Origin of the sequence: Pseudomonas sp. 50_B (assembly GCF_017491625.1) — a bacterium.
Taxonomy (GTDB): domain Bacteria; phylum Pseudomonadota; class Gammaproteobacteria; order Pseudomonadales; family Pseudomonadaceae; genus Aquipseudomonas; species Aquipseudomonas danubii.
In genome coordinates this window covers 1-506 of sequence record NZ_JAFGYX010000100.1, presented here as the reverse complement: position 1 = coordinate 506, position 506 = coordinate 1, and the positions used below count along the sequence as shown (strand labels likewise).

Sequence of the window (506 nt, the reverse complement as noted above, 5' to 3'; positions counted from 1 at the left end):
CATATGCGGCGAGCCCGGCGATATTGAAGCGCGGCAGCCGGGCGCTCGCGATCGCCGGATAGCGGCCGCGGTGCCGATACCAGAAATCGGCGAGAATCACGCCGCCGACGGGCGGAATGATCGAGCCGATCAGGATCAGGAACGGGATCAGCATCTCGTACATGCCGCCGATCGCGAGCACGATGCCGACCGCCGCGCCGACGAGCGTCAGCGTGCGGCGGCGTTCGCTGCGCAACAGATGGCACGCGGCCGCCGACACGTTGTAGATCGTCGGCCCCTGAATCGTCCACAGGTTCAGGCAGAGCATCACGACGGCCGCGATCGACAGCCCTTGCAGCATCATCACTTCGACGATGTCGGACTGCTGATAGACGATCGCGCAATACGCGCCCGCGACGATCATCAGCCCATTGCCGACGAAAAAGCCGATCATGCTCGCCGCGACGGCCGCGCGGCCGCTCTTCGCGAGCCGCGTCCAGTTCGTCGCCTGCGTCGCGCCGCTCGCG

Annotated in this window: 1 protein-coding gene; it reads right to left on the bottom strand. The window is 66.8% G+C overall.

From position 1 onward, the window contains the following. The coding region (locus tag J5M73_RS31095) for a cytosine permease (protein ID WP_207816890.1) at positions 1-506 on the bottom strand (506 nt) is incomplete at both ends.